The organism is Microbacterium sp. PI-SA-G, assembly GCF_057215335.1.
Genome location: NZ_CM170103.1, coordinates 1945158 through 1970485, shown reverse-complemented (window position 1 = coordinate 1970485; position 25328 = coordinate 1945158). Strand labels below are relative to the sequence as shown.

The following is a 25328-nucleotide window of genomic DNA, read 5'->3' as shown; positions in this document are numbered from 1 at the left end:
GCGGGTGTGGGGCGCGGCGGCCCGGGCGGCGGGCGCCGGGCTACGCGATCTCGTGCTCGTGGATCGACGAACTCAGCGAGGTGCCGTTCAGGTCGAGGTACAGCTCGCGTTCGGTCACGGTGAGCGTGAGCGCGTTGCGCCGATCGAGGTGCGGCACCACCGACTCGACGAATCCGGGATCGAAGCTGAAGACGCGGATCGCATCGGCGCGGTGGATCTTCTTGCCCACCCACGGCGCGATCACCTTCGCCGGATCACGATGCGTGTAGACGACGGTGCGCTCGGCCAGGCGGCTGCCGTAGTGCAGGCGTTCGGCGTCGGGGGCGCCGATCTCGATCCACGCCTGGATCGCCCCGGTCATGTCGCGCACGAGCACGGCGGGCTCATTCGTCTGCGAGATGCCCTCGCTGAAGGCGATGGCCTCGGCGTGCTCGAGTCCGAAAGCGAGAATGCGGGTGACCATGTAGGCGTCGGTCTCGGACGGATGCCGGGCCACGCGCAGCGAGAAGTCCTCGTAGACGCCCCGGTCGGTGTCGGCGAGTGAGACGTCGAAGGTGTGCATTGTCGCGCCGAGAGCCATAACTGTCGAGCCTACGCGTCTGCGGTGTCGCCACCGACCGGAAGGCGTGCCTCAGAACAGCATGGGCTGCGCGGGGGCGACTGAGCCCGACCCCGTGGTCCGGAACGTGACAGCCGCGCTCGAGCGGCCGGCGCTCTGCACGCCGCCCTGGCGCCAGATCGACTCGGCGTGCCCCTGCCCCGGACGGGTTCCCCGCTGCGGGTAGTCGTCTTCGTGTCGTCCGTCGAGACCGTGCGCGCGGATCAGCGGACGCGCCCGCTTCGCGAGCCACTGCCGATAGGGCTTGGGCGCTTCGGCGGACATACCCGGATACAGGCCGCGGTACGACGACACGAGGTCGGGTCGCGCCTCGCCGAGCCACTGGAAGAACCACGGCTTCACGCCCGGCCGCAGGTGCAGCGCGCCGTAGATCACGGAGCGCGCTCCGGATGCCTTGATCCGCGTGAGCGCCTCGTCGATCGCCGTGACCGAGTCGGTCATGTGCGGCATGATCGGCATCAGGAACACGGTCACGCGGAAGCCGGCGTCCGCCAGCGCGCGCACGGTGTCGAGGCGTGCCTGCGTGGTCGGTGTTCCGGGCTCGATCGCCTTCTGCAGCTCGTCGTCGTACATCGCGATCGACATCTGCACGTCCACCGGCACGCGCTCGGCGGCCTTCACGAGCAGTGGGATGTCGCGGCGGATGAGCGTGCCCTTGGTGAGGATCGACAGGGGAGTGCCGGATGCCGCGAGCGTCTCGATGATGCCGGGCATGAGCTTGTAGCGCCCCTCCGCCCGCTGGTACGGGTCGGTGTTCGTGCCCAGGGCGACGGTCTCGTGCTGCCAGCTGCCCTTGCGCAGCTCCTTCTCGAGCACCTCGACGACGTTGACCTTCACGACGATCTGCGAGTCGAAGTCCGATCCGCCGTCGAGGTCGAGGTACTCGTGTGTGCCGCGGGCGAAGCAGTAGACACAGGCATGGCTGCATCCGCGATAGGGGTTGATCGTCCACGCGAAAGGCATGCGCGACGCGCCGGGTACGTGGTTCAGCGCCGATTTCGACAGCACCTCATGGAACGTCATGCCGGCGAACTCCGGCGTGGTGACGGTGCGCAGCACGCCCCTGCGTTCCTCGAGGCCGGGGAGCGCGGCGGCATCGGTCTCTTCGAGCTTCTGTCCTTGCCAACGCATGCTTCATTCGAACATGCGAACGACGGTAACGCAAGCGAGCTTCGAAGAAAGAGACGACTGAGGCAACTGAAGCGACGAGCTACCCCTGGGTGGGCAGGAACGGATCGGCGGCTGTCGACGCCGCGAGCGGATGCCGCCGCGCACTCACCGGCCGCGGCCCGGCGCCGCGCACATCCGGCACGCGGATTCCCAGCTCCTCGGCGGGCGACCCCTCGCGCACCCGCAGATCACGCCCCGCGACATCGACGAACAGCGGATCGGCCGTGAGCGAGTGCCGATCGTGACCGAGCCGCGCCCATTCGGCGTCGAGCGCCTCGATGATCTCGAAGCCGACGCTGCCGTCGGGCTGCGTCTCGCGCGCCGCGTTCGCCGCGCGGGCCGCCCCCGCCTGCGGAGAGTCGTCCCAGAACAGGTTCAGGTCGCTGTCGATGCCGAAGTTGCGGATGTCGCGGTGGTCGGGGTAACCGACGAACGCCGGCATGCCCGCGCCGACCACGATGTTGCGGTGGAAGGTGAACGACACGTGCGGCTCCGGTCGCGTGATCGAGATCTGCCCGTTGCGCCCGAACGCCCACACGTTGTCGCGGATGATCACCTCGCGCCCGTAGTGCTGGTGATACGCCTGGCTCGAGACGTCGTGCACCACGTTCTGCTCGATCACCACGTGCGAGGAGCCCTCGTCGAGGTAGATGCCCCAGCCGCCGTAGTTCGCGCACTCCACGTCGTGGATGTGGTTGCCGCGCACGACGGTACCCGGCGCGATGCCGAGCAGGTAGACACCGCCCATGTCGTTGAGCAGGCCCTTGCCGAGGTCGTGGATGTGGTTGCCCTCGATGCGATTGCCCTCGGACGGGCTGTGCAGGTAGTCCCACATCCAGCCCACCGAGATGCCCGAGTAGAGGAAGTCGCTGATCTCGTTGTGCGCGATCACGTTGTGCGAGCCGTGCTGGAAGAGCACCGCGACCGCGTTCGGGTACACCTGGCCGCCGCGGTGCAGCGTGCAGTCCGACACCTCGTTCGCCTGGTTGTAGTCGGCCGCGAGCGCATCGATGCCGCCGCCCGATCGCACCGCGCCCGCTCCGAGATCGCGGAACTCCACCCCGCTGATCAGCGTGCCGCGCGTGCCGGGTCCGAGGCTCACGCCGTAGCCGCCGACGCGTTCCACGCCGCCGCCGATCACGGCGCACGAGCGGGCGAAGGTGAAGCGCAGCGCGGCGGGAACCGTGCTCGCCGCCTGCACGTCGGCCGCGTAGCGTCGCTCCGCCGGCAGCTGCGGATCCTCGCGCACTCCGAACGGCGGCACGGCGGGCGGCACCGTGTCGAAGTCCGCTTCCGCGAACCGGATGCCCTCGAAGCGGACTTCGCGCACAGGCGCCGCCGCGGTGCCGTCGAGGGTGACGAAAGCCTCAGTCGCCGGCATCCGCACGTCGAGGGACGCGATGTCGACGCCCGGCGCCGGCAGGTAGAGCACGTGAGGGCCGGATGCTCCGACCAGCTCACCGGTCGCATCGAGGTACCACTCGCCGTCGACCTCGCCGAAGCTCTCGGCGACGTTGTCGAGCCAGTAGCGGGCGAACAGCTTCGCGGCGTCGTCGCGCAGCGCGAAGATGCTCTGCAGCGAGCTGGTGATCGTGCGGGTCTCGCGGTCGATCGCGGTCACCGGCATCCGCTCCTGCACCCAGTAGTGCGGCACGACGATCTCGACCGCGCTCTGCTGCGCGAGGTCCGGGATGTCGCCCTCGGCGAAGCGGAAGGATGCCGCGCCGTCGAACAGCGTTCCGACGAAGCTGCCGGCCGGGTCGAGCCCTGTCTGCTCCTCGACCCGCAGGAAGCCCTCGCGCGGATACCGCGGGCGCTCGGCCGCGACGCCGTCGACGTACAGCCGGCGGGCGGCGCTGCGGGGCGACGGTGCCGCGAACGCCGACACCCCGTTCACCTCGACCGGACGCCATCCGGTGATGCGCACCGACCCGCGCAGCACCGGCGGATCGGCCGGGTCGACCGCGACGACGGCTGTGAAGGAGTCGGCGCCGTGGAACGACACCGGCACGGTGTGCGCGTACTCGCCCCCGGCCATCCAGATCACGGCGCGCTGCCCCGGTTCGCGGCGGGCGCGCACGAGAGCGAGTCCGTGGGAGAGGTCGTTCGCGGGGTAACCGTGCGATCCGTCGGCGAACGGGGATCCGTCCGGGGCGACATGCACCTCGATCCGGTCCGTGCTCATGGGTCAGCCCTTCGTTGCTCCGGCGGTCACACCGGCGGAGATCTGTCGTTGGAAGACGAGGTACACCAGGATGATCGGCAGCACCGCGAGCAGCACGCCGGCGATGTAGGTCGGCACGTTGTCGGGGTACTGTCCGCGCAGGGCGCTGACGCCGACCATCACGGTGCGGTTCTGCGGCGACTGCATGATGAGCAGCGCGATGAGGATGTCGTTCCACACGAACAGCGCGTTCAGGATGCCCATCGAGATGAGTGCCGGCTTGCCGACCGGGATCATGATGCGGAACCAGACGCCGAACAGGCCGTTGCCGTCGACGCGTGCCGCCTCGGTGAGCTCCCTCGGGATGCCCGAGTAGTACGACGTCATGAAGAACACCGTGAACGGCAGGAACTGCGCCACGTAGGCGATGATCAGGCCGGGGAACGAGTTGATCAGGCCCATGTCACTGAGCACCTTGATGGTGGGGACCATGATCACCTGGAACGGGATCATCATCATCGCCAGCACGATCAGGAACGCGACCTTGCTGCCGCGGAACGTGAGGTGGCTGAGCGCGTAGCCGCACATCGAAGCCAGCACGAGCAGGATCGCGACGGAGAACACCGTGACGATGATCGTGTTCGCGAAGTACCGACCCATGTCGGCGTTGGTCCACGCGTCGATGAAGTTCTGCACGTTGAACGTCTGGGTGATGCCCAGACGGTCGAGCACGTAGTCCTTGCGGGTCTTCAGGGCGATGTTGAGCCCGTAGAGCATCGGGGCGATGGTGGCGAGGGCCAGCAGCATCATGGGCACGGCGATGAGCCACTTGCTCAGGCGTTCCTTGCGCATCAGACCTCCTTCGTGGCGCGACGCAGCACGCGGATCTGGATCAGCCCGATCACGAGCACGATCAGCAGCAGAAAGACGGATGCCGCAGACGCGAGCGCCGGACGCGCTTCGCCGTTGAGCTTCCAGATGAGGAACTCGGGCAGGTAGCTGGCCGCGCCCGGGCCGCCGGCGGTCATCGTGTACAGGAGCCCGAAGAGGCCCGTGAGCATGCCGATCGTGGTCGTGACGAACACGAACTGGATGGTCTGGCTGAGGCTCGGGATGATCACGTGCACGATCTGCTGCCACAGGGTGGCGCTGTCGATCTTGGCTGCGTCGAGCAGTTCGGCGTCGAGGGTCGCGAATCCGGCGAGGAAGATCGTGAAGGCCATGCCGAAGGTGGCCCAGATGTGCACGACCAGGACCGAGGGGAGCGCGGTGCCGGGGAGCCCGAGCCAGTCGACGCCGGGCAGGTTGATCGCGCCGAGGGCGTTGTTGATCGGTCCGTTGGCGGCGAGCAGGATGTTGAAGATCGCGCCGATGATGATCGGCGACAGCACGACCGGCAGGAAGTAGACGCTGCGGTAGAAGCGGTGGCCCGGGATCTTCAGGAAGACGAATGTGGCCAGGATGCCGGCGACGGCGACCTGGATCGGCACGAACAGCATCACGACCAGCACATTGCGGGCCGAGGCCTGGAAGCGCGCGTCGCCGAGCAGCGTGAGGTAGTTCTCGAAGCCGACGAACTGCCCGTTGAGCTCCTTGTCGCCCGTGAACGAGTAGTTCACGCCGAGCAGGAGCGGGTAGAGCCGGAAGACGGCGAGGATCAGGATGACCGGCAGCACCATGAGGTAGGGCGCGATGCGCTCGGACGTCCACGGCTTCTTGCGCAGCGGGATGCCCAGGTCGCGGCGGCTGCCGCGCGCGGGGCGCCCGCGGCCCGGACCCTTGTCCGCGAGGACGAGGGTCCGGGCCGAGGTGGTGTCGGTCGACAAGAGATCAGCCCTCCGACGCTGCCAGCTGTGCTGCGGCGTCCTGCACCGTGACCTCGCCGCCGAGGAGTTGCTGACCGAGGCGGTGCAGCAGGTCGAGCGTGTCGGCCTCGAGCGCGGTGTGCAGCAGCGGCTTGCTGCCGCCGAGTTCGGCGACGATGTCGTTGGCCGAAGCGATGTCGGTGTCGAGCTCGATCGTGGTGTCGGACGTGATCTGACCACCGGCGAGCGAGTAGGCGGAGAGCGCGTCGTGGTCGACCGTGGCCTTGATCCAGTCGACGCCGAGGTCCTTCTTCTCCTCGTTGAGCACGGCGTAGCCGATGCCGCCCTCGCCGGGGAGTGCGAGCGTGGTGCCGTCGTTGGTCGCGACCGGCATCATGAACCCGAGGTCCTCGCCGAGGAACTCATCGAACTGCTTCCAGTGCGCCGTGCCGCTCATGAGGCCGACGACCATGGCCGACTTGCCGGCCGAGAAGAGGTCGAAGGAGTCGTTGAACATTGCCGTGGAGTTGGCACCCTCGTTGTACCAGCCGTCGGCCGCCGAGTCGGTCCACATCTGCAGCGCCTGCACGGCGTGCTCGCTGGTCCAGTCGCGCTCGCCCTCGATCCAGGCGTCGTATTCCTCGGGGGTGAAGATTCCGGAGCCGAAGCCCGAGAGGAAGAACTCGATGCCGAGGCCCTCCTTGTTGCCGAGCGCGAAGCACGAGGCCTCGGTCTTCTCGCCGATCGCGGTGCATGCGGCGGTCAGCTCGTCCCACGAGGCGGGCGGGGTGTCGGCGTCGAGGCCGGCGGCCGTGAACAGCGCCTTGTTGTAGTAGATCGGGAAGCCCTGCAGGAACATCGGCGCGGAGTACGTCTCGCCGTCGACCTGGAACGCAGGCCAGCCAGCGAGGGTGTCCTCGAGGTCGGCGAGCTCGTCGGTCACCGGGATGAGCGTCGAGGCCCGGCTCTTCAGCTGGGTGCCGCCGTTGAACAGCGCGACATCCGGGCCGGTGCCGGCTTCGGTCGCGCTGCCGAGCAGCGTGTAGTACTGGTCGAACGGCTGGTTGACGATCTCGACCTCGACGTCGGGGTGCTTCTCGGCGAACGCCGCCTTGACGTCTTCGGTGTACGCGGCGGCGGCCTCGTCGGCGTCGCCCCAGTTCCACACGACGAGCTTGTCGCCGGAGCCCGAGCCCTCGTTCGAACCGCTCGGCGATGCTCCGCCGCAGCCGGTCAGTGCCAGTGCCGCGACGCCGATGGCGGCGGGGATGACGATCCTTCGCTTCATTGCGATACCTCTCAACGGTGATAGGAAGTGTGCTGCGCGACCCGTCGGTGCAGGTCCCTGCGTCGAAACATACTACGTCTTACGAAAACGATCAAGCAAACATCACATGACCGATGTTCGGTCGGTTCTCTCAGTTGCCTCTCACCAGCGCAACTGCGCGACGTGAGCTCGGCGTCGATCAAGATCTGACGACGGCGGGCCGCTGGTGGGGAGCACGAAGTCTCGGGCGAGGCTCAGCGGGTCGGTCTCGGCCCAGCGGCGAGCGAGATCCTCGCGATTGACGGGCGAAAGCTGCCCTGCCAGATCGTGCGCGAGAAGCCTCGTGGCGGCGATCTCAGCGTCGAAGTCGAGCTCCTGTAAGAGCTCGAATCCGGTGTCCGACCCGTAGAGACGCTCCGTGATCACGGGCGAGTTCTGGTACCAATGGGCGGCGAGCGCGAGGTCCTTCGCGTCCTTATCGTGTCCATAGTGAACGGATCGATCGATCCAGGAGCGCAGCTTCAGTGCCGCGTAGCCGGCGGGTTGCGGCAGACGTATCTGGCGGCCATTGGATAGCTGCAGCGGGATGGCGCGGTCATACACGTCACCGAACCCGAAGACGACAAGCTGTTCGCCGCGAGCGGCGGGAAGGCTGACGCCCTCGGGATCCTCAATGCCGCCGAAGGGCATGATGTCGACGGAAGTGCCGGCGATCCGATATCGAATCCCGTTGCTGCCGCTCCGGGGGAATCGCGACTCGATCCGCTCGGAGATCGTCCAGTCATCCACCGCGATTCCGACATCGGTGTCAGTGGTGGCGCGAACGGCGAAGGTATGACCGAAGCCGGCATGAAGGATGTCCCGGCATGCTGCGCCGACGAGCAGGATGCGGCCGGGGTCGATTCCGATTTCCGTAACGAGTTCATCGACGACCGGTGTGACGAGATCGTAGAAGCGAGCACTCACCCGTGAGAGGTCGATCACAGGTGCTTCGCCCGAACATCTGCCGCGACCTCGCGTTGACGACCGTCCTGCGATGCGAGCAGGTCGGCGTACACCAGTAACCAGGGAGCAGACGAAAGCCCCGATGTCGCGGTGGCCTCCGGCGCACGCCAGAAACGATGACGCAGGAGGATGTTCGGCCGCTGCTCGTCACGGCGCCATCGGTTCGCGCGGATCATCTCGACGGGGAAATCGTCGGTGTACAGCACGGCTGTCTCCGGCCGGAGGAGATCGGGGACCGCCGCCTCACCACTGATGGATGCAGAGGTCGTGCCCGCGTCGGTGTCGCGCCATTCGCCCGCGAAGCGACCCGTCCTGGCTGACGACCCCAGTCCCGCCGGGAACGCCGCCACCCACTGGTCGATGAGGCGATCGCGTTGCCCTCGCGTGATCTGGCGCCGCTCGTCCGCGAAGTCGTATTGGGCCAGTAGTTCCAGTGTCTCCTGGGCTTGACCGAGTGAGACGCCTGCAGCAGTGGCGAGCACCCGGACCGGCGCGCTGGTCAGCTCGGGGAAGGCGAGGAGACCGAAGATCACCTGCGAGCGCTTCGGGCTGAAGAGGTTTACACCCCCGCGCGTCATGCGGGGCCCGCTGATGCGCGCCGAGGGGGATGGTCGGCGCCCGCGCACATCGATGTGCACACCGGCGAAATCGACGGCGGCGTTGCCAGCTTGATCGATGTAGTCGATGCCCAGCTTCCGAAACATCTGCGCCCCGCGCTCGGTGACTCGGGGCCCGAAAAGCAGCAGTCGGTGACTTCCGAGGTAGTGCGGCTTTACCCAGTCGTTCGATGAGATGGTGAGCGGGTCCGAGTAGCCGATCAGGTACTCGGCGCGGCCGTGTTCGTGGACCAGGGTCGCGAGCACCGTTTCCTGAGCCGGGAGGTCCGCGAGGTCGATGGGTTCGGCGAACCGAAGCCCGAGCTCGTCGAGCCGATCCGCGAAGTCCTGCGTGACCAGAGTGTCCACAACACCGCCTCGTTCAGTTTATTGTCGTGTTCATTTTAAATGAAAATCACGTAAAACTGAACACGCGCTGGCAATCCCGTCAGGAACGCTTCTTCGACGGAAGCCGGCGGCGGCTCCACGAGCCGAGGATGTGCTCGCTCATGGCGATGCGGGCGGCCTCTTCGTCGCCGGCGGAGATGGCGTCGAGGATCTTCTCGTGCTCGGCGAGGGTCAGCTCGAAGGCGTGCGCCGGGTCGACGCCGGTGAAGCGGTCGCTGCCGACGGCGTGCTCGATCAGCACGCGGGCGATGTTCTCGGCGAGCGCGTTGTCGGCGAGTGACATCACAGCTCGGTGGAAGCGGAGGTCCGCCTCGCGAAAGGCGGCGGAGTCGTCGACGCAGGCGTGCATCTCGGCGAGGTTCTCCTGCAGGCGCGTCCGCGCCTCGTCGTCGACCGTGCGGGCGGCGGCCGCGGCCATCGCCGCCTCGAGGGCACCGCGCACGACGCTGAGGTCGTCGAGCACGCCGAGGGTGGAGTCGTTGCTGATCATCGCCGACAGTACGGAAGGGTCGAGCACGTTCCAGCTGGTCGAGGGGTTCACGTGCGTCCCTCGTCCCTGGGCGACCGTGATCATGCCCTTCTCCTGCAGGCGCTTCATCGTCTCGCGGATGACGGTGCGGCTCACACCGAACTGCACGCTGATCACGCTCTCGGGCGGGAGCAGGTCTCCGGGGCCGAACTCGCCGGTCACGATCGACTGGACGAGCTCGTTCAGCACGGTCGCGCCGATGCGGTCGATCGGCGCGCGAGCGCGGCCGGTGGCGGACTCTGCGGGCGGTGTCATGCCTGACACTCTATTGATCCGCGTGGGAGACCGGGGGTGGACACTCACGAAACGACAGACATATGATGTATGGTGTTTCTACTTCGCGTCACGCGTTGTTCCAGACCTCGATCTCTCACACTCAAGGGCGACATGAAGATCACCGGCTACCGCACGCTGCGCACCGTCCACGACTGGGGACGGCCCGTCGGCGACGTCAACGGATTCATCGCATCCGGGGTCACCGACGTGCCCCTGGTGATCCTCGAGACCGACGAAGGCGTCGAGGGCGTGGGCATGGGCTCGCATGCCGACCTCGAGCGGCTGTTCCCCGCGCTCGAGGGACAGGATCCCCGCGCGGTCACCACGCTGTACGACGCGATGCTCGCCCGCGTCTTCAAGTCATCGCACGGCGGGGCGACCTTCGGCGGCATCGGCGCGTTCGACACGGCGCTGTGGGACATCAAGGCAAAGCTCGCGGGCGAGCCGCTGTGGCGTCTGCTCGGCGCGGGCGACCGCTTCGTGCCCGGCTACGCGTCCGGCCTCGACGCGGCGCTCGACGACGATCAGCTCGCCGCCCTCTACCGCCGCTTCGCCGATCGCGGGTACACGGCCGCGAAGCTCAAGGGCGGGCGCAGTGTCGAGGCGGACCTGCGCCGCTTCGGCATCCTCACCGACCTGCTCTCGGTGAACGGCGCACCCCCCGCGCTGATGCTCGACGCCAACGAGTCGTGGAATCTCAAGCAGGCCGTCCGGCACGTCAGCGCCCTCGAGGAGCACCTCGACCTCACCTGGGTCGAGGAACCGCTCCGGCGGTGGGATGCCGCGGGGCACGCGCGTCTGAGCGCCGCCATCAAGGCATCCGTCGCCACCGGAGAGAACCTCACCGGACTCGAGCAGTACCGCCCCCTCCTCGACGCGGGCGGCGCCGACATCGTGCAGGCCGGCGCGGTCTGGGGAGTCACGCACTTCCTCCGCGTCGCGATCGCCGCGCACGGCCGCGACCTGCCGGTCAGTCCCGTCGGCCTCACCGCGAACCACGCCGTGACGGCGGCCGCGGCCGCCGTGCCCAACCACCTCTCGGCCGAGGTGCAGGACCTCGGCTCGCCGTTCGGGCTCACCCTCGACCAGGAGTTCCAAGACGGCGGCATCGTGCTCGGCGACCGCCCCGGCGTCGGCATCCTGGTCGATGAGAGCATCATCACCCGCGCACGCAGCGAGGCGGACTGGCAGGAACCCGCAGGTCCGCACGTGCGCTCGCCGCGGGCTGGGCTCCGTCTGGTCGACCTCGGCACCTGGGGGGAATGATGCAGCTGCGCCCCGGCATCCATCGCATCGAAACGCCGCTCGGCGCCCGCTTCATCGCCATGTACCTGCTCACCGGACCGCAGGGGGCGATCCTCTTCGACACCGGCGTCGCGGACTCGGTCGAGGGGACCCTGCTGCCCGCCCTCTCGGAGACCGGGTTCGACCTCGCCGACCTGCAGCACGTGATCAACTCGCACTGCGACTTCGATCACACCGGAGGCAACGCCGCCCTGGCCGCCGCCGCCCCGCACGTGGAGTTCCTCGCCGGCCGGGCCGATGTGCCGATGACCGAAGACGTCGAGCTGCTGATCTCGGGCCGCTACGGCGAGTTCGCCGCCCGCGACGGCTTCGATGATCCGCCCGAGACGACGGCCGAGGTGCGCCGTTCGACCGGCCTCGTGCCGGTGCACCGGGCGCTCGACGGCGGCGAGACCTTCGACCTCGGCGATCGCACCATCGAGGTGCTGTCGGTGCCGGGGCACTCCCCGGGCCACCTCGCGCTGTGGGATGCCGCGAACCGCACGCTGCTCATCTCGGACGCCGTCCTGGGCGAGACCGTGCCGACCGCCGACGGGCGTCCGGCGTTCCCTCCGACCTATCGCGACACGGTGGCGTATGTCGACAGCATCCGTCGTCTGCGGGCGCTCGACGCCGACCTGCTGCTCACCGCGCACTATCCGGTGTACGAGGGCGATGCCGTGAACGGCTTCCTCGACGCCTCGCTCGCCTACACCGAACGGGTCGATCGCGCGATCGCGCAGGTGCTCGCCGCGGGGGAAGAGCTGACGTCGCTCGAGCTCATCCACCGGGCGGCGGCGGACCTCGGGCCGTGGCCGCCGGCCGCCGCGGAGTACCTCATCTTTCCGGTGACCGGGAACCTCGAACGTCTCGTGCAGCAGGGGCGGGTCGTCGAGGGGGAGCGCTCGGGCGTGCGCACCTGGCGGTGGGTCGCGTGACCGCGCCGGTGCGTCTCGGCGCGATCGGCGCCGGCTGGTGGGCCACGAGCAACCACTTCCCGCTGTTCGCCGCCCGCGACGACGTCGAGCTCGCGGGCGTCTGCGGCAGGGGCGACGGACTCGAGGGCGTGCGCGAGAAGTTCGGCTTCGGCTTCGCCACCGAGGAAGCGACCGAGCTGCTCGACGCCGACATCGACGCGGTCGTGATCTCGACCCCGCACGACCTGCACCACCCGCTCGCCGCGCAGGCGCTCGATCGCGGACTGCACGTGCTGTGTGAGAAGCCGATGACGCTGCACGCGGCCGAGGCCTGGGACCTCGCGGCCAGGGCCGAGCGCGCCGGCACCGTCTTCCTCGTGCCGTACGGCTGGAACTACAAGCCGTTCACGATCGCGGCGAAGCGGATGCTCGATGCCGGCGCCATCGGCGACATCCAATACGCCCTGTGCCACATGGCCTCGCCCACCCGCGGGCTGTTCGGCACCGACCCCACGCACATGCTCGAGCGCTGGAACTCCGACACCGCGCCCGACCCGTCGACCTGGTCGAGCCCCGCGCACGGCGGCGGCTACGCGCACGGGCAGATCACACATTCATCCGCGCTATTGTTCTGGCTCACGGGGCTGCGCGCGGCATCCGTCGCCGGGCGCGTGCTCACCGCCGGTGCGCCGGTCGACCTGTTCGACGCGGGGGTCATCCGGTTCGACAACGGTGCGCTCGGCTCGCTGTCGGGAGCGGCGACGCTCGCCGACGGCGACAAGTACCAGGTCGACATCCGCCTGTTCGGGTCCGAGGGCGTGCTGATGATCGATGTCGAACGCGAGCGCGTCACGCTCAGCCGCTACGACGGCCGCCGCGAAGAGGTCGCGATCGCCGAGGGGGAGGGCGAGTACGAGTGCCTGATCCCGCCCGCCCGCTTCATCGAGCTGATCACCGGCGCGAGCCGTGAGAACAACTCCGACGTCACGGTCGCCGCACGTTCGGTCGAACTGATCGACGCGCTGCTGCGCTCATCGGCCGCGAGCGGCGTCGACACCCCCGTCTGACCCCGCTCTTCCCCGTCATCCGCACACAGAGGTAGGAAATGTCCGACACATCACCCCGCGGCGTCCTCGACGGCTACCGCGTCATCGACTGCTCGATCGCCATGGCCGGCCCCTTTGCCGCGCAGCGGCTCGGAGACCTGGGCGCCGACGTGATCAAGGTCGAGCCGACGGCCGGCGAGTGGCAGCGCTTCGCCTCGGCCGGCGGGGCGAAGGGCAACCGCATCAACGTGTCGTTCCTGTCGCTCAATCGCAACAAGCGCTCGCTCGCGGTCGACCTGAAGTCCGACGCGGGGCGCGAGGTCGTGCGCACCCTGATTGCGGGCGCCGACGTGTTCCTGCAGAACTACCGCCCGGGCGTGGCCGCCCGTCTGGGGCTGGACTACGAGAGCCTCGCGGCGATCAACCCCGCGCTCGTGTACGTCTCGATGTCGGGCTACGGCGAGGACGGGCCGTACAAGGATCGCCCGGGGCAGGACCTGCTCGTGCAGGCGATGAGCGGCGCGATGCTGTCGGCCGGTCGCGCCGGTGAGCCGCCGACACCCGCGGGCCAGTATCTGGCCGACGCCGTGACCGCGTCGACCGCGTTCGAGGCCGTGCTCGCCGCGCTGCTGCACCGCGAGCGCACGGGCGAAGGGCAGCTCGTGACCGTCAACATGCTCGACGCGCTCACGACGCTGCAGATGCAGGAGCTCAGCGTCTACACGGTGGGCGGCGTGCCCCAAAAGCGTGGAGCCGAGCCGAACGCGCACGTCTACATCCGTGCGCCCTACGGCGTCTTCGCAACCAGCGACGGGTACCTCGCGCTGGGCTTCGCCGATCTCGAGAAGCTCGGCGTGATCCTCGACGAGCCGTCGTTCGCCGGACTCGACGCCGAGGTGCACGGATGGACGCATCGCGACGAGCTCTACGCGACGGTCGCCCGACACCTGCGCACCCGCACCACGCAGCACTGGCTCGACACGCTGCTGCCCGCGGACATGTGGGTCGGCCCCGTCTACGGCTACGAGGAGCTCGTGAACGACCCGCAGATCATCCACAACGGCACATTCGTCGAGTACGACCACGCGACCGAGGGACACATCAAGACCCCCGGGTTCCCGTACCGTTTCGCCAAGACGCCGGCGCGCATCGACCGCGGCGCCCCGCTGACCGGCGAGCACACGACCGAGATCCTCACCGAGCTCGGCTTCTCGGCCGAGCGCGCGCAGGAGCTGCTCGACGCCGGTGCCGTGGCCCAGACCGACGTCGCACCGGCCGACGTTGCACGGGGGGACGTCGTGCAGTCCGACGCGCCGGTGGCGGTCCCGTCGTGACGGGCTATGTCGGCCTCACGTGGGATCACCCGCGCGGCCGCCATGCGCTCGAGGCGGCCGCCGGCGATTTCGGTGACGGCGACACACTCCGTTGGGAGGTGCAGTCGCTCGAGGGGTTCGAGTCGGCGCCGATCGATGACCTCGCCCGGCGCTACGACCTGCTCGTGCTCGATCATCCGCACCTCGGCGACGCCCTCGCGGCCGACAGCATCCGCCCGATCGACGACCTCTTTCCTGCCGCCCAGGTGCAGGAGTGGACGGATGCCGCGGTCGGCCCCAGCATCGCCTCGTATCGGCTCGACGGTCGGCTCTGGGCTCTGCCGCTGGATGCCGCGACCCAGGTCTCGGTGCGCCGGCGCGATCTCGTGACCGACGCCCCCGAGACCTGGGACGACGCGCTGGCGCTTGCCGACCGCGGGCTCGTCGCGACCAGCCTGGCCGGACCCCACGCGTTCCTGTCGCTGTGCTCGATCGCGGTGTCGCTCGGCGATGACCCCGGCCACGCGACTCCGTTCTTCGACCGGGCCATCGCCTTCCGCGCGCTCGAACTGCTGACGCGGCTCTCGGTCAACGCGCCCGACGGCACCGCCGCGCTGAACCCGATCGGTCTGCTCGACCGGATGCGCGACCGCGGCGACATCGGATGCATCCCGCTGATCTACGGCTACGTGAACTACAGTTCGCCGATCGTGGTGTTCGATCGCGCGCCGGCGTTCGAGGGACGGATCGGGTCGACGATCGGCGGCACCGGCATCGCGGTCACCCGACGCACCGAGCCGTCCCCCGCTCTGCTCGCTCACCTCCGCGACCTGCTCGGCGCGGATCGGCAGCGGGGCTTCATCCCGCAGCACGACGGGCAGCCCGGGCGTCGCGCCGCATGGACGGATGCCGCGGTCGACGCCGCCGCGCACGGGTTCTACTCCCGCACGCTCTCGACCATGGAGGCCGCGTGGGTGCGCCCGCGCGTCGCGGGATACATCCCCTTCCAGTCCGCCGCTTCCGCCGTCGTCCGCGCGGCCGTCGCCGCAGAGCGCCCCGCCGCGTCGGCGCTCGACGAGATCGAGGAGCGGTTCGCCGCCCTCCTTACCCCCGAGGAGCAGAGCTCATGACCGAAGACCTCATCGTCGTCGAGACCGTCGGCCACGTCGCGACCGTGCGGCTGAACCGCCCCGCCAAGCTCAACGCCGTCACGCAGGACATGAGCGACGCGCTCGTCGACATCGTGCGCGCACTGAACGGCGACCCCGAGGTGCGGGTGGTCGTCTACACCGGCACCGGGCGCGCGTTCAGCGCCGGCAGCGACATCGCCACGCTGAACCAGTACGAGACCCCGTGGGAGTTCCGCAACCGCCGCGACTACTGCGATGCGCTGCGCGGACTCCGAAAGCCCGTGATCGCCGCGGTCAACGGCTACGCGTTCGGCGGAGGGCTCGAGGCCGCGCTGACCTGCGACATCCGCATCGCCGCCGACACCGCGAGCTTCGCGGCGCCCGAGATCACACTCGGCTGGATCGGCGGAGGTGGCATGTCGGTGCTGCTCGCGAACTCGATCGGGGCGAGCAACGCGGCGCTGATGCTGCTGACAGGCGACGCGATCGACGCGCAGCGCGCCCTCGCGTGGGGGCTCATCAGCGAGGTCGTGCCCGCCGACGCGCTGCTCGATCGCGCGCACGAGCTCGCCGCTGTGATCGCCTCACGCCCGCCGATCGCCGCCGAGACCGCCAAAGCGAATCTGCGCGCGGCGGTCAACATGCCGCAAGACCAGGCCATCGCGTATGAGCGCGAGATGCAGGGCATCACCTTCGCCACGGAGGACGCCGCCGAGGGGCGCGCGGCCTTCGCCGAGAAGCGCGCGGGCGTGTTCCATCGACGCTGATGCGCGGGGTTCGCTGTTCACAACTCAGCAGAAACCCGTCGAATCCGCCCGGTTCGCGCCGGACCGGGGCGTTTCCGCCCGTTCTTGCTGAATTGTGAACGCGCCTCCGGCGATACGGACCACCCACGACGAGAAACACGAGGATCAGATGAGTGAGAACTGGACCGGCGACGGCCCCAGCGTGCTGCCCGACGACGCGAGCAGCGCACTGCTGGTCGGACGCGTGCAGCTGCCGGAAGGGCCGAGCGTGGTGGCGCTGCGCGACGGCATCCTGCACGATGTCTCCGCCGTCTTCCCGACGATGACCGCGCTGACCGAGATCCCGGATCCTGCCGCGGCCGTGCGTGCTGCAGAGGGACCGGCGATCGGCTCCTTCGACGACGTGTGGGCGAACACCGCGATCGACACCCGCGACGACAGTCGTCCGTGGCTGCTCTCGCCGATCGATCTGCAGGTGGTGAAGGCGTCGGGCGTGACCTTCCCCGTGTCGATGCTCGAGCGCATCATCGAGGAGCGCGCCCGCGGCGAGGCCGAGTCGGCCGACGGCATTCGGGCCACGATCCTCGACGCGCTCGGCGGAGATGTCCGCGACCTGGTGCCCGGGTCTCCCGAGGCCGCGCGTCTCAAGCAGGTGCTGATCGGTGCGGGACTGTGGAGCCAGTACCTCGAGGTGGGGATCGGCCCGGACGCCGAGATCTTCACCAAGGCCCCCGTGCTCGCGACCGTCGGCGGCGGATCGGATGTCGGCATACTGGCCGAGTCGAAGTGGAACAACCCCGAGCCCGAGGTCGTGCTCGTCGTCGCGTCGACCGGCGAGATCGTCGGCGCGACGCTCGGCAACGACGTGAACCTGCGCGACATCGAGGGCCGCTCGGCCCTGCTGCTCGGGCGCGCGAAGGACAACAACGCCTCGGCGGCGGTCGGTCCGCTGATCCGGCTCTTCGACGACCACTTCGGACTCGACGACTTGCGTGCCGAGAGCGTCACCCTCGCGGTCGAGGGTGAGGACGGCTTCCGCATGGAGGCCGCCTCGCACATGGCGCAGATCAGTCGCGACCCGGCCGATCTCGTGCGCCAGGCCAGCGGAGCGCACCACGCCTACCCCGACGGCTTCGTGCTGTACTTGGGGACCATGTTCGCTCCCACCGACGACCGCGACGAGCCGGGCCACGGCTTCACGCATCACGTCGGCGACGTCGTGCGCATCTCGTCACCACACCTCGGTGCGCTGGTGAACCGCGTGCAGCACAGCGAAGAACTTGCGCCGTGGGACTTCGGCATCGGCGCACTGCTCCACAACCTCGCTCAGCGAGGCCTGCTCGGAAGGACGAGTGCATGACCACGCTCACCACCACCGACCCGCGCACGGGCGCGGCCTCGGCCACAGACCTCACCGCGACGGATGCCGCCGGCGTCGCCGCGATCACCACGGCGTCCGCCGCCGCGTTCGCGGAGTTGCGCCGGCATCCTCGCGCGTGGCGGGCCGGGCTGCTGCGCGCGCTCGCCGACGGACTCGAAACCGACCGCGAGACCCTCGTCGACGCGGCGCTGGCCGAGACGGGGCTGCCCGCCGCCCGTCTGAACGGCGAGCTCTCGCGCAGCGTCTTCCAGTTCCGGCTCTTCGCCGACGCCGTCGACGAGGGTGGCTATCTCGAGGCCATCATCGATCACGCCGGACCCACCCCGCTCGGGGCGGGACCGGACGTCCGCCGCATGCTCGTGCCGATCGGGCCGGTCGCGGTGTTCGGCGCCAGCAACTTCCCCTTCGCGTTCTCGGTGGTCGGCGGCGACACGGCATCGGCGCTCGCCGGGGGCAACACGGTGGTCATGAAGGCGCACAGCTCGCATCTGCTCACCTCGCAGCGCTCGTTCGAGTCGCTCGCGCGGGCGGCCGAGGCCTTCGGCGCCCCCGAGGGCACGTTCGGCATCGTCTACGGACAGCAGGCCGGTGCCGACCTGGTGGCGGATCCGCGCATCACCGCCGTCGGATTCACCGGCTCGCTCTCGACGGGCAGGATCCTGCAGGCGATCATCGACGAGCGCGAGACGCCGATCCCCTTCTACGGCGAGCTGTCGAGCCTGAACCCGCTCGTCATCACCCCGGGCGCGGCGGCGCAGCGCACGGCCGCGATCAGCGACGGCCTGCATACCTCGGTGACCGGATCGGCGGGGCAGCTGTGTACCAAACCGGGCATCGCGTTCGTGCCCGCCGGCGCCGAGGGCGACGCGCTCGTCGCCGACGTCGTCGCCCGCGCGCAGGATGCTGCCGCGCAGACTCTGCTGAACTCGCGCATCCACGGGGCCTTCGACGAGATCCGCACGCGGCTGATCGACGAGGGCGGCGCACGCAGCCTCGTCGCGCCGCAGGCCGGAGCGGACGGATTCTCCCTGACGCCGGCCGTGCTCGAGATCGACGCGACCGATGTCACACCGGCCGTCGCGGAAGAGGCGTTCGGCCCGCTCGTGGTGCTCGTGCGGTACTCCGCGACCGCCGACGTCGTCACCGCACTCGAGACCGTGCCGCACTCGCTCACCGCGACGATCCACTCGGAGCCGGGTGAGGGAGAGCTCCGCGCCGAACTGACCGAGGCCGCGCGCGACCTCGTCGGCCGCCTCGTCTACGACGGGTACCCGACCGGTGTGCGGGTGTCGTGGGCGATGAACCATGGCGGTCCGTGGCCGGCCACCAACACGCAGCACACCTCGGTCGGCGTCACGGCGATCCGGCGCTTCCTGCGTCCGCTCGCCTGGCAGGATGCCCCGGCCGACGTGCTTCCGGACGAGCTGCGCGACGGCCCGGTCGGCGTGCCGCGTCGGGTCGACGGGGTGCTCGAGCTCGCGGCGGGGTGAGGCGGGCGCTGCGTTGCGGAGGAGATCTGCCGTTCGGAGGTCGGATGCCGAGATCCGGCCCTCCGCAGTGCAGATGTCCTCCGCAAAGCGCCAGCCCGACCTCAGCCGAACACACCCCCCGGCAGCAGCCCGCGCGTCATCAGCGCCTCCCACAGGTCGTCGTCGACGCTCGCCTCGAGGCGGTCGATGCCTTCGGTGACCTGGCGGCCGTCGCGGCATCCGAGCACGATGGATGACACGGCCGGATGCCGCAGGCTGAACTGCATCGCGGCGGTCGGAAGGTCGGTGCCGAACTCCTCGCAGACGTCGGCGATGGCGTTCGCCCGGGCGATGATCGCGGCGGGAGCGGGCACGTAGTCGTAGGTCGCGTCCGCGGACACGCGCGGGCGGGCGAGCAGACCGGAGTTGTAGACGCCGACGTTGACGATGCCGACGCCGCGTTCGAGCGCCGCAGGCAGCAGGTCGGCCAGGGCGGTCTGCTCGAGCAGGGTGAAGCGGCCGGCGAGCATCACGACGTCGATGTCGGTCTCGCGCACGAAGCGGGCGGGCATCGCGGACTGGTTCATGCCGACGCCGATCGCGCGCACGATGCCCTGGTCGCGCAGCTCGATCAGCGCGCCGATGCCCTCGGTCGACGCCTGCTCCCAGTGCTGGTCGGGGTCGTGCAGGTACACGATGTCGAGCCGGTCCGTGCCGAGCCGCTCGAGGCTGTCGTCGATGCCGCGCAGGATCGCGTCGTGCGAGAAATCGAACTCTCGACGGTAGGCGGCGGGCACCGCGAAGCCGCCGTCATCGAGCTGCCCTTCGTCGTACGGTTGCGGCACCAGCGTGCGTCCGGCCTTCGTCGACAGCACGTACTCGTCGCGCGGACGATCGCGCAGCAGCGCACCGAGTCGCTGCTCGGAGTAGCCGAGACCGTAGTGCGGGGCCGTGTCGAACAGGCGTGAGCCGCGGTCCCACGCGGTGTCGACGGCAGCGCGGGCCTGCTCGTCGGTGGTCACCCGGCCGAGGTTGCCCAGCTGTGCGCCGCCGAGGCCGAAGCGTGTGAGGGGAGTGCCGGTGCGGAGGCTGACGGTCTGCATGATGCTCTCAGATTACTCATACGTATGATGACCCGTCGAGCGATCCGTACGCGGTTCTCCGCATTCGGGGGACAATGGGTTCATGCCCTCCACGCCGCACGCTCAGCATGCGGCCGCGCGCTCTCCCCTCCGCGGTCCCGCATTGCCGATCGGCATCGCCCTCACCGCGCTCGGGGTCCTGCTGTCGATTGCCAGTGCACCGCTCGCACCCGCGGAGGCACTCGAGATGCCCGAGCCGGTCGCGGTGGTGCAGGTGCCGACGGTCGAGGTGGATGCCACGACGGCCGCCGATCCGTGCGCGAACCCCGTCGTCCAGCAGGGGCTCGCGGCCGGTGACGACGCTGCCGTGATCGCCGCATTCGGCGGCGGAGAGCCCTTTCGCGCAGCCGTGGTCGCGGGCAATGCCCCGTGCATCTCGCTGAGTGATCCTGCCCGGGTGTGGGTCGTGGTCAATAAGGCACGTCCGCTCCAGCCGGCCGACTACGCACCCGCCGAGCTGGGCGAGATCCCGCTGCAGATGACGACGCTCTCGGGAGAGGTCCGCGGCGACGTCGCGGCGGCGGTCGGACAGATGGCCGAGGCAGCCGAGGCATCGGGCGTCGGCCGCGTCGGCGCGAACAATGGATACCGCTCCTACGGTCTGCAGGTCACGACGTACGACTCGCATGTGCGCAACCAGGGGCAGGCCGAGGCCGACATCGGCTCGGCGCGACCGGGGCACAGCGAGCACCAGACCGGTCTCGCGCTCGACGTCGTGGCGTGCGACGCGCGCTGCGGCGGGCTCGATGCGTTCGGGTCCACGGCGCAGAGCGCGTGGGTCGCCGAGCACGCCTGGGAGTACGGATTCGTGGTGCGCTACGAGGACGTCGGCTCGGGTGTGACCGGGTACGCGCCGGAGCCGTGGCACCTCCGTTACGTCGGTCCTGACCTGGCTGCGGCGTACCACGCGGGCGGATTCCACACGCTCGAGGAGTTCTTCGGACTGCCTGCGGCGCCCGACTACGTGCCCTGATCGCCGCGTTCGGGGCCGTGTGGCGGCATCCGACAATCGCGGTACCCAGTCTCACCAATTGTGGGATGCATTCTCACAACGCCCTGTGTTCGGCGCACGCTCCGACATAGAATCGCGACAGCAATGACGCATGAGACGTTCAGGAGGACGCGATGGAACGCGACATCTACGAAGAGGATCACGAGGCCTTCCGCGACCTCGTCAAGGACTTCGTCAAGCGCCACGTGACGGGCGCGGCGATCGAGCGCTGGGATGCCGACGGCGAAGTCGACCGCGACACGATGCGCGCCGCCGGAGAAGCCGGGATCATCGGACTCTCCGTTCCCGAGGAGTTCGGCGGCGCCGGGATGCTGCAGGACTACCGCTTCCGCGCGGTCGTGAACGAAGAGGTCATCGCCGCGGGAGCCGGGTCGCTCGCCGGAGCCTTCGGCATTCAGGATGACCTCGCCATCCCGTACCTCGTGCACATGGGCACGCAGGCGCAGAAGGAGAAGTGGCTGCCCCGCATGGCCACCGGCGAGGTGGTCGGCGCGCTCGCGATGACCGAGCCCGGCGCCGGCAGCGACCTGCGCGGCATCAAGACCACGGCGAAGAAGGTCGACGGCGGCTATATCGTCAACGGCGCCAAGACGTTCATCTCCTCGGGCGCCACCGCCGACCTCGTGGTGACGTTCGTGAAGACGGGGGAGGGCAACCGCCCCGACGCGTTCAGCCTGGTGCTGATCGAGAACGGCATGGCCGGCTTCGACCACGGCAAGAAGCTGCACAAGATGGGCTTCCAGGGGCACGACACCGCCGAGCTGTCGTTCAGCGACGTGTTCATCCCCGAGGAGAACCTGATCGGCGGGGTCGAGGGCAAGGGCTTCGTGCAGCTCATGATGAACCTGCCGCTCGAGCGTCTGTCGATCGGCGTGGCCGGAGCCGCTGCCGCGCAGGCCGCGCTCACCTGGACCATCGCGTACACGAAGGACCGTGAGGCGTTCGGCGAGCGGATCATCGACTTCCAGAACACGCGCTTCAAGATCGCCGACATGGCGACGACCGTCGACGCGCTCTGGGCGTACATCGATCGCGCGCTGCTCGCCTACAGCCAGGGCAAGCTCTCGGCTGAGGAGGCCGCGAAGGTCAAGTTCTGGGCCACGGAGCGGGAGTGGGAGGTGCTCGACACCGGAGTGCAGCTGCACGGCGGCTACGGCTACATCACCGAATACCCGATCGCCCGCGCCTTCCTCGACGCCCGCGTGCACCGCATCTACGGCGGCACCAACGAGATCATGCGCGAGATCGTCGGTCGGCAGATCGCCGGCAAGCGCTGAGCGAGGCAGCGACGGTAGCAAGATCGGTGCCACCGGAGTAGCATTCCCTCATGTTGCGCGAGAGCCGGTTGGCGGATGCCTACGCCGAGGCGTACGCGGAAGGCGTCGATGAGGACTGGGATGCAGCGACCGGCGACGGACTCGCGACCGCATGAGCACTGATTCCGTGACGCTGCTGCGACGTTGACCGTGTAGGCCGGGCCGTCAGCGGCGACGCGAGGGGATGCTTCGGGTTGACCCCGCGTCACTCAGGATCGCGCGCGCGGCACGCTCGCCCGACGCGAGGGCGCCCTGGATCGAGGCGGTGTCGCGGTGGTCGCCGGCGACGTACAGACGCTCGGCGTAGCGCGGTGATCGCGGCGCGCCCAGGGGTGACGGTTGGGCGGGCAGCGCGTCGACGATGTCATCGCGGCGGATCACCTGCCACGCGCTGACGTCCGCACCCCAGATCTCGCTCAGGTGGCGGCGGACATCGCTCTCGGCGGCGGGATCGCTGCCGCGCGGCAGCAGGCACGTCGCGGCGATGAGGTGGCGACCGGCCGGAGCGTACGAGGGCACCGTGTGCGTCATCACCACGGTGTTGACGACGGGACCTCGTTCGCGACCGTCGACGGTGAGCAGCGCGGAGGTGGTCGGCGCATTCGCGGCGGCGAACCACCATGTCTGCAGCCCGTTCGTCGCCGGCCGGGGCAGCCCGGTGAGGCCGGGCACAGCATCGGGTCCGACCGCGACGACGGCGCGAGCTGCGCGGACGGCATCGCCGTCGGCGACCTCCACCTGCACGCCCTCCCCGTGCGCCGATACCCGTTCGGCGGCGGCACCGAGACGGATCTGCGCCCCTGCTGCCCGTGCACGCGCGGACAGCTCCTCGGGGACCGCAGCGATCCCCTGCGCAGGAAGGCCGGGCCGACCGAGGGCGAAGTACCGCACGAGCTGCCGGGCGAAGGCGTTGGATGTCTCGCCGCGATCCTCCGCCAGGACCCCGGCGAGGAACGGCTCGAGCACGGCGGTGCGCAGCGGACCGCGGAGTCCCGCGGCATCCCACGCCTCGTGCAGGGTGACATCGTCGTGAGCGAGGCGCGAGAGGGGGCGCACCAGCGCCGGTGCTGCCCAGCGCGCGAGCGCGACGGCATCCCGCCCCGAAATCAGGCCGCTGCGCAGCGTGGCCACGATCGACAGCGGATGCCGCACCGGATGCCGGAGCTCGCTCATGCCGTCCGCCGTGCGCACCCGCACGCCGACCGGGAAGCTCCCCAGCGCCAGGGCGTCGAGATCGACGCTGCGGCGCAGCGACGGGTAGGCCGGATTGAGCACTTGGAAGCCGCGATCCAGCCGGAACCCGTCGACGGTGTCGGTGCGCTGGCGTCCCCCGACGGCGTCCGCCGCCTCGACGACGACGACATCAAGGCCGTCCGCTGCGAGGAGCCCGGCGCAGCGGAGCCCCGCGAGCCCGGCGCCGATCACGATCACGTCATGCATTCGCCGTCGCCCCGATCTGATCGCCGACGATGACCACAGGACTGCGCACCGGCTGCATGGCACCAGCGTACGACGGGATGCCGGGGACGGGGCGTGAGCGCCGAACGCGCATGCGTCAGCGTCGGCGCCCGACCCCTGCCCGACGCAGGCGATCGGCGATCAGGATGCCGAGGGCGGTCGCTCCGACGCAGCTTGCGAGCGTGATGGCGAAGAACGCGATGCGCACGCCGATGCTGAGCGAGCCCAGGTCGAACGACGCCCACGCGAGAAGCGGATACACGATGCCGACGATCACCGCGCCGGCGTAAGTCCACCGGCGACACCGAGCGCCGCGCACGTGAGCAGGATCGCGGTGGGGAAGCGAAAGCGCCCGCCCGAACGGGGCGCGGGAGTCACGGCATCCGTCCCGCTCATGCGCGGGCTCCGCCGCGGCCTCGCGCGCCGCCTTCGACGCGGGGGACGAGGCCCCGATCTTCCAGTAGCCGCAGAAGCTGACCGCGTTCTTGTCGACGCCGCGCTCGCCGACCAGATGCTTGCGCGCACCCGAGGCGAGGGACTGCTCGCCCGCCGCGTACGCGTGGAACGGGGCATCGGGCAGTGCGGTGCGAGCCAGCGCGTCGAGGGCGAGGGCACCCGGAGGCAGGTCGTGCGGGCGTACGATCCAGACGATCTCGATGCCCGACGGATGCGGGAAGGCCAGTGCATCGTCGTCGGAGGGAACCTCGATGATCGCCGTGCCGACGGCATCCGGACCCAGCGACGCGCAGATCGACGAGATCGCCGGCAGCGCCGTCTCGTCGCCGACCAGCAGCACCCGGTCGATGCCGCGCTGCGGGTTGAACGTGAGGCCCTCGTCGATGATCAGCACGTGCTCGCCGGGTCGGCACGTCTCGGGCCAGCGCGACGCAGGACCCGCCGTGCCGTCGGCGGCCGAGCCGTGCAGCACGAAGTCGACGTCGAGCTCGGCGCCCGTGCCGGCGGTCGTGGCGCGGTACGCGCGCACGCTGTAGTTGCGCATCACGGGCCGCTCGCCCTCGGGGATGCGCAGGAACTTCAGGTACCCGAACATCTTGTTCGCCTTCGCCGGCACGCGGTCGAGCCCGGCGTCGCCGCCGATCGGCAGGAACAGCCGGAACCACTGGTCGTAGCCCATCGGCCGGAACTTCTCGATCTCGCCGCCGCCGAGCGTGACGCGCATCCAGTGCTCCGACAGCCGTTCACTGCGCACCACCGTCAGGTGGATGAGCTCGGTCGTCTCGGGTTTGACCAACTTGCTGTACGCCATCGCGCGCC

At 69.6% G+C, this 25328-nt stretch carries 22 protein-coding genes; 10 read left to right on the top strand and 12 right to left on the bottom strand.

Going from position 1 to position 25328, the window contains the following annotated elements; translation table 11 throughout:
• Positions 1-40: 40 nt before the first annotated feature.
• The 9 genes from AC2D10_RS09570 to AC2D10_RS09530 all read right to left on the bottom strand — a co-directional run bounded on the left by AC2D10_RS09570 (position 41) and on the right by AC2D10_RS09530 (position 9818).
• Positions 41-580 (bottom strand): YaeQ family protein, encoded by a 540-nt coding sequence (locus AC2D10_RS09570; protein WP_484707371.1) that lies wholly within the window; start codon positions 578-580, stop codon positions 41-43.
• 51 nt (positions 581-631) lie between these two features.
• Positions 632-1750, bottom strand: a complete 1119-nt coding sequence (locus AC2D10_RS09565) for an Rv2578c family radical SAM protein (protein WP_484707369.1) — start codon at positions 1748-1750, stop codon at positions 632-634.
• A 79-nt stretch (positions 1751-1829) separates the two neighbouring features.
• On the bottom strand, positions 1830-3974 hold the full coding sequence (locus tag AC2D10_RS09560) for a right-handed parallel beta-helix repeat-containing protein (protein ID WP_484707368.1): 2145 nt from the start codon (positions 3972-3974) through the stop codon (positions 1830-1832).
• A 3-nt stretch (positions 3975-3977) separates the two neighbouring features.
• Complete coding sequence (locus tag AC2D10_RS09555) at positions 3978-4805, bottom strand: carbohydrate ABC transporter permease (RefSeq protein ID WP_484707367.1); 828 nt, start codon at positions 4803-4805, stop codon at positions 3978-3980.
• Positions 4805-5779: a carbohydrate ABC transporter permease gene (locus tag AC2D10_RS09550; RefSeq protein ID WP_484707366.1), complete on the bottom strand. Its 975-nt coding sequence runs from the start codon at positions 5777-5779 to the stop codon at positions 4805-4807. Before AC2D10_RS09550 ends, AC2D10_RS09555 begins: the two co-directional genes overlap by 1 nt.
• A 4-nt stretch (positions 5780-5783) precedes the next feature.
• Positions 5784-7046, bottom strand: coding sequence for an ABC transporter substrate-binding protein (locus tag AC2D10_RS09545; protein WP_484707365.1), 1263 nt, complete (start codon positions 7044-7046; stop codon positions 5784-5786).
• Positions 7047-7187: 141 nt separating this feature from the next.
• Positions 7188-8009, bottom strand: coding sequence for a hypothetical protein (locus AC2D10_RS09540; RefSeq protein ID WP_484707364.1), 822 nt, complete (start codon positions 8007-8009; stop codon positions 7188-7190).
• Entirely contained in the window at positions 8006-8995 is a 990-nt protein-coding gene (locus AC2D10_RS09535; RefSeq protein WP_484707363.1) for a type IV toxin-antitoxin system AbiEi family antitoxin, read from the bottom strand. Before AC2D10_RS09535 ends, AC2D10_RS09540 begins: the two co-directional genes overlap by 4 nt.
• A 79-nt stretch (positions 8996-9074) precedes the next feature.
• Entirely contained in the window at positions 9075-9818 is a 744-nt protein-coding gene (locus AC2D10_RS09530; RefSeq protein WP_484707362.1) for a FadR/GntR family transcriptional regulator, read from the bottom strand.
• Positions 9819-9950: 132 nt separating this feature from the next.
• Here AC2D10_RS09530 and AC2D10_RS09525 point away from each other — a divergent pair, with 132 nt between their 5' ends.
• From AC2D10_RS09525 to AC2D10_RS09490, 8 genes are all read left to right on the top strand, one after another.
• Positions 9951-11105: a mandelate racemase/muconate lactonizing enzyme family protein gene (locus AC2D10_RS09525; protein WP_484707361.1), complete on the top strand. Its 1155-nt coding sequence runs from the start codon at positions 9951-9953 to the stop codon at positions 11103-11105.
• Positions 11102-12061 carry an MBL fold metallo-hydrolase gene (locus AC2D10_RS09520; protein WP_484707360.1) on the top strand — a complete coding sequence of 320 codons (960 nt, stop codon included), beginning with the start codon at positions 11102-11104 and terminating at the stop codon, positions 12059-12061. Before AC2D10_RS09525 ends, AC2D10_RS09520 begins: the two co-directional genes overlap by 4 nt.
• Complete coding sequence (locus tag AC2D10_RS09515; protein ID WP_484707359.1) at positions 12058-13107, top strand: Gfo/Idh/MocA family protein; 1050 nt, start codon at positions 12058-12060, stop codon at positions 13105-13107. The genes AC2D10_RS09520 and AC2D10_RS09515 overlap by 4 nt, the downstream gene beginning before the upstream one ends.
• Before the next feature lie 38 nt (positions 13108-13145).
• A complete protein-coding gene (locus tag AC2D10_RS09510) occupies positions 13146-14420 on the top strand; it encodes a CaiB/BaiF CoA transferase family protein (RefSeq protein WP_484707358.1) in 1275 nt (424 codons plus the stop codon).
• Positions 14417-15529, top strand: coding sequence for a hypothetical protein (locus AC2D10_RS09505; RefSeq protein ID WP_484707357.1), 1113 nt, complete (start codon positions 14417-14419; stop codon positions 15527-15529). The genes AC2D10_RS09510 and AC2D10_RS09505 overlap by 4 nt, the downstream gene beginning before the upstream one ends.
• The gene (locus AC2D10_RS09500) at positions 15526-16296 is read left to right on the top strand and encodes an enoyl-CoA hydratase/isomerase family protein (protein ID WP_484707356.1); all 771 of its coding nucleotides are present in this window, start codon (positions 15526-15528) and stop codon (positions 16294-16296) included. Before AC2D10_RS09505 ends, AC2D10_RS09500 begins: the two co-directional genes overlap by 4 nt.
• A gap of 148 nt (positions 16297-16444) precedes the next feature.
• Positions 16445-17635, top strand: a complete 1191-nt coding sequence (locus AC2D10_RS09495) for a fumarylacetoacetate hydrolase family protein (RefSeq protein ID WP_484707355.1) — start codon at positions 16445-16447, stop codon at positions 17633-17635.
• Positions 17632-19146, top strand: a complete 1515-nt coding sequence (locus AC2D10_RS09490) for an aldehyde dehydrogenase (NADP(+)) (protein ID WP_484707353.1) — start codon at positions 17632-17634, stop codon at positions 19144-19146. Before AC2D10_RS09495 ends, AC2D10_RS09490 begins: the two co-directional genes overlap by 4 nt.
• Positions 19147-19247: 101 nt before the next feature.
• Here the strand turns inward: AC2D10_RS09490 and AC2D10_RS09485 are convergent, their stop codons facing one another.
• Positions 19248-20228 carry an aldo/keto reductase gene (locus tag AC2D10_RS09485; protein WP_484707352.1) on the bottom strand — a complete coding sequence of 327 codons (981 nt, stop codon included), beginning with the start codon at positions 20226-20228 and terminating at the stop codon, positions 19248-19250.
• An 82-nt stretch (positions 20229-20310) separates the two neighbouring features.
• Here AC2D10_RS09485 and AC2D10_RS09480 point away from each other — a divergent pair, with 82 nt between their 5' ends.
• Positions 20311-21240, top strand: coding sequence for a M15 family metallopeptidase (locus tag AC2D10_RS09480; RefSeq protein WP_484707351.1), 930 nt, complete (start codon positions 20311-20313; stop codon positions 21238-21240).
• A gap of 152 nt (positions 21241-21392) precedes the next feature.
• A complete protein-coding gene (locus tag AC2D10_RS09475) occupies positions 21393-22556 on the top strand; it encodes an acyl-CoA dehydrogenase family protein (protein ID WP_484707350.1) in 1164 nt (387 codons plus the stop codon).
• A 204-nt stretch (positions 22557-22760) separates the two neighbouring features.
• Here the strand turns inward: AC2D10_RS09475 and AC2D10_RS09470 are convergent, their stop codons facing one another.
• Both AC2D10_RS09470 and AC2D10_RS09465 read right to left on the bottom strand, forming a co-directional pair.
• The gene (locus AC2D10_RS09470; protein ID WP_484707349.1) at positions 22761-24035 is read right to left on the bottom strand and encodes an FAD-dependent oxidoreductase; all 1275 of its coding nucleotides are present in this window, start codon (positions 24033-24035) and stop codon (positions 22761-22763) included.
• A gap of 115 nt (positions 24036-24150) precedes the next feature.
• Positions 24151-25320, bottom strand: a complete 1170-nt coding sequence (locus tag AC2D10_RS09465) for a siderophore-interacting protein (protein ID WP_484707348.1) — start codon at positions 25318-25320, stop codon at positions 24151-24153.
• Positions 25321-25328 lie beyond the last annotated feature (8 nt).